The sequence below is a fragment of the Streptomyces sp. HSW2009 genome, assembly GCF_040240285.1.
Classification (GTDB): domain Bacteria; phylum Actinomycetota; class Actinomycetes; order Streptomycetales; family Streptomycetaceae; genus Streptomyces.
In genome coordinates this window covers 1-3,325 of record NZ_JBEHZD010000713.1, presented here as the reverse complement: position 1 = coordinate 3,325, position 3,325 = coordinate 1, and the positions used below count along the sequence as shown (strand labels likewise).

Here is a 3,325-nt window from a genome sequence, read left to right as displayed (position 1 = left end):
CCCCCCCCCCCCCCCCCCCCCCCCCCGCCCCCCCCGCCCCCCCCCCCCCCCCCCCCCCCCCCCCCCCCCCCCCCCCCGCCGCGTGCTGTCCTGCGACCCGGCCACCGCACGACGCGGCACCGCTCGGCACCGCACTACGCGACGCCGCACGACGCGACACGGCCCGGCGGGCCGTGACCGCCGCCCTGACGGACGGTGACCGGGCCCCCGGGCCGTGGCAACCACGCGGCAGGGCCCCGCCCGCGGCACGCGTCCGCGGTGGGGCCCGGGCGGGGCTTAGCTGAAGGAGTCGCCGCAGGCGCAGGAGCCCGTGGCGTTCGGGTTGTCGATGGTGAAGCCCTGCTTCTCGATGGTGTCCACGAAGTCGATGGAGGCACCGCCCAGGTACGGGGCGCTCATGCGGTCGGTGACGACCTTGACGCCGTCGAAGTCCTTCACGACATCGCCGTCGAGCGAACGCTCGTCGAAGAAGAGCTGGTAGCGCAGGCCGGAGCAGCCACCAGGCTGGACGGCGACGCGCAGCGCGAGGTCATCACGGCCTTCCTGCTCCAGCAGTGCCTTGACCTTGCCCGCGGCGGCATCGGACAGGAGGATGCCGTCACTCGTGGTGGTGTCGTCCTGAACCGTCATCTGCTTCTCTCCCGGGTTGTACGGACTGCTTGCCCTCGGCTGCAACCCACGCCGTGCCGAATTCATTCCGCATCTGGCGCGCGTCTTCCGTCTTCATGCTCGCACACCGTTCCGTGCGGGGGCATGCGTCGCCGAACCAGGAATGCGTCACATCGACGCGATGGCCATCGTCAACGTGACGCAAAGCGGTTATGATAAATAGCGTCAAACAGACGAAAAGGCTTGTCTGCGGAAAACAGAAAGGGTGCGTGTAGTGACCACCGCCCAAACTCTCGACGTCCAGCCCACCCCTCTGGCCCTGCTGTTGCTGGGCCGCGAGGCCGACCCCAAGAGCGAGCGCGGCGTGGAGTGTCCGGGCGACCTGCCCGCCCCCTCCGACCCGGACCTGGTGGCACGGGCCCGCGCCGCCAAGGAGAAGCTCGGGGACCGGGTCTTCGTGCTCGGCCACCACTACCAGCGCGACGAGGTCATCGAGTTCGCCGACGTCACCGGGGACTCCTTCAAGCTCGCCCGGGACGCGGCGGCCCGACCGGACGCCGAGTTCATCGTCTTCTGCGGCGTGCACTTCATGGCCGAGTCCGCCGACATCCTCACCGGCGACGACCAGCAGGTCATCCTGCCCGACCTGGCCGCCGGCTGTTCGATGGCCGACATGGCGACGGCCGAGCAGGTCGCCGAGTGCTGGGACGTGCTGACCGAGGCCGGGGTCGCCGACGTGACCGTGCCGGTCTCGTACATGAACTCCTCGGCCGACATCAAGGCGTTCACCGGCCGGCACGGCGGCACGATCTGCACCTCGTCCAATGCGCGCCGGGCTCTTGAGTGGGCCTTCGCGCAGGGCGAGGGGCGCGCGGCGGAGCTCGACACCAAGGTGCTGTTCCTGCCCGACCAGCACCTGGGGCGCAACACGGCCGTGCGGGACCTGGGGATGTCCCTGGAGGACTGCGTGGTCTACAACCCGCACAAGCCGGGCGGCGGCCTGACCGTCGAAGAGCTGCGCGCGGCCAAGATGATCCTGTGGCGCGGCCACTGCTCGGTGCACGGCCGGTTCTCGCTGGACTCGGTGGAGGACGTGCGCGCCCGCATACCCGGGGTCAACGTGCTGGTGCACCCCGAGTGCAAGCACGAGGTGGTGGCAGCCGCCGACCACGTGGGCTCCACCGAGCACATCATCCAGACCCTGGAGGCCGCGCCGGCCGGGTCCAAGTGGGCGATCGGGACCGAGCTGAACCTGGTGCGCCGGCTGGCGAACCGGTTCGCCAGCCAGGGCAAGGAGATCGTCTTCCTCGACAAGACGGTGTGCTTCTGCTCCACCATGAACCGCATCGACCTGCCCCACCTGGTGTGGACCCTGGAGTCGCTGGCCGATGGCAAGGTGGTCAACCGCATCCAGGTCGACCAGGAGACGGAGCGCTTCGCCAAGCTGGCCCTGGAGCGGATGCTGTCGCTCCCGTAACCCGCCGCGCACCACCGTGCCCACCCACCACGGGCGCGGCCCGGGCCTCACCTCCCGGGCCGCGGCCGTCGTGCCGAACCCCCAGCTCGTACGCGTCAGCTCGTACGCACGTCCGTACGCACCAGTCCATACGCATCAGCCCGTACGCATCAGTCCGTACGCATCAGTCCGTACGCGGGCGCACCAGCCCCGTCTCGTACGCGATGACCACCAGCTGCGCCCGGTCGCGGGCGCCGAGCTTGGCCATGGCGCGGTTGACGTGGGTCTTGACGGTGAGCGGGCTGACGTGGAGCCGTTCGGCGATCTGGTCGTTCGACAGGCCGCCCGCGACGTGCACCAGCACCTCGCGTTCGCGCACCGTGAGCGCCTCCAGACGGCTGGACCCGTAGCCGCTCCCGTCCGCCTCCTCGTCCGCGCCGCCGCCCTGGGCGAGGAACTTCGCGATCAGGCCCTTGGTCGCCGCCGGGGACAGCAGGGCCTCGCCGGCCGCCGCGACCCGGATCGCGGCCAGCAGTTCCTCGGGCTCCGCGCCCTTGCCGAGGAAGCCGCTGGCGCCCGCGCGCAGCGACTCCACCACGTACTCGTCCACCTCGAACGTGGTCAGCATCACCACCCTGACCTCGGCCAGTGCCGGGTCCGCGCTGATCACGCGGGTGGCGGCGAGCCCGTCGGTGCCGGGCATCCGGATGTCCATCAGCACCACGTCGGCCTGGTGGGCGCGGGTCAGCTCCACCGCCTGCGCGCCGTCCGCCGCCTCCCCGACGACCTCCATGTCCGGCTCGGAGTCCACCAGGATGCGGAACGCACTGCGCAACAGCGCCTGGTCGTCCGCGAGCACCACCTTGATCGTCATGCGCCCTCATCCCCTCCCGAACGGCCTCGTACCGGCAGTGTCGCGCGCACCCGGAAGCCGCCCTCGACGCGGGGTCCCACCTCGCAGACGCCGCGCAGCGCAGCGACCCGCTCGCGCATCCCGATCAGGCCGTGCCCGCCGCCGTCGGAGGGCGACGGCGCGGCGAGGCCGGCGGCCGAATCGGCGGCGGCACGCTCGGCGGAGCGATCGGCAGCGCGGTCGGCGGAGCGGCCCGCGGACTGGCTCCTCGCGCCGGTCTCGTTCGCTCTGCCCGCCCCGTTGGCCTTGCCGCCCGCGCCGCCGGCCCGGGCGGTGGCCCGGGCCTGCCGGCCCGCCTTCGTACCCGCCGCCCGGCCCCCCCCCCCCCCGGGGGCCCGGGCCCGGGG

The 3,325-nt window shown here is 72.3% G+C and carries 4 protein-coding genes; 1 reads left to right on the top strand and 3 read right to left on the bottom strand.

Going from position 1 to position 3,325, the window contains the following annotated elements; genetic code table 11:
* Positions 1–276 precede the first annotated feature (276 nt).
* The gene (locus AAHZ94_RS31150; RefSeq protein WP_349997069.1) at positions 277–630 is read right to left on the bottom strand and encodes a HesB/IscA family protein; all 354 of its coding nucleotides are present in this window, start codon (positions 628–630) and stop codon (positions 277–279) included.
* 253 nt (positions 631–883) lie between these two features.
* Here AAHZ94_RS31150 and nadA point away from each other — a divergent pair, with 253 nt between their 5' ends.
* Entirely contained in the window at positions 884–2,086 is a 1,203-nt protein-coding gene (gene nadA, locus AAHZ94_RS31145) for a quinolinate synthase NadA (RefSeq protein WP_349997068.1), read from the top strand.
* 163 nt (positions 2,087–2,249) lie between these two features.
* Here nadA and AAHZ94_RS31140 read toward each other — a convergent pair whose 3' ends face one another.
* Together AAHZ94_RS31140 and AAHZ94_RS31135 are read right to left on the bottom strand one after the other, a co-directional pair.
* Positions 2,250–2,939 (bottom strand): response regulator, encoded by a 690-nt coding sequence (locus tag AAHZ94_RS31140; RefSeq protein WP_349997067.1) that lies wholly within the window; start codon positions 2,937–2,939, stop codon positions 2,250–2,252.
* Positions 2,936–3,325 (bottom strand): ATP-binding protein (locus tag AAHZ94_RS31135; protein WP_502964836.1); only part of this gene is annotated, 390 nt, incomplete at its 5' end. The genes AAHZ94_RS31135 and AAHZ94_RS31140, both read right to left, overlap by 4 nt.

Excerpts from the sequence above, each read along its gene's own strand:
- AAHZ94_RS31150 (WP_349997069.1), bottom strand. The coding sequence starts at position 630 with ATGACGGTTCAGGACGACACCACCACGAGTGACGGCATCCTCCTGTCC.
- AAHZ94_RS31140 (WP_349997067.1), bottom strand. The coding sequence starts at position 2,939 with ATGACGATCAAGGTGGTGCTCGCGGACGACCAGGCGCTGTTGCGCAGT.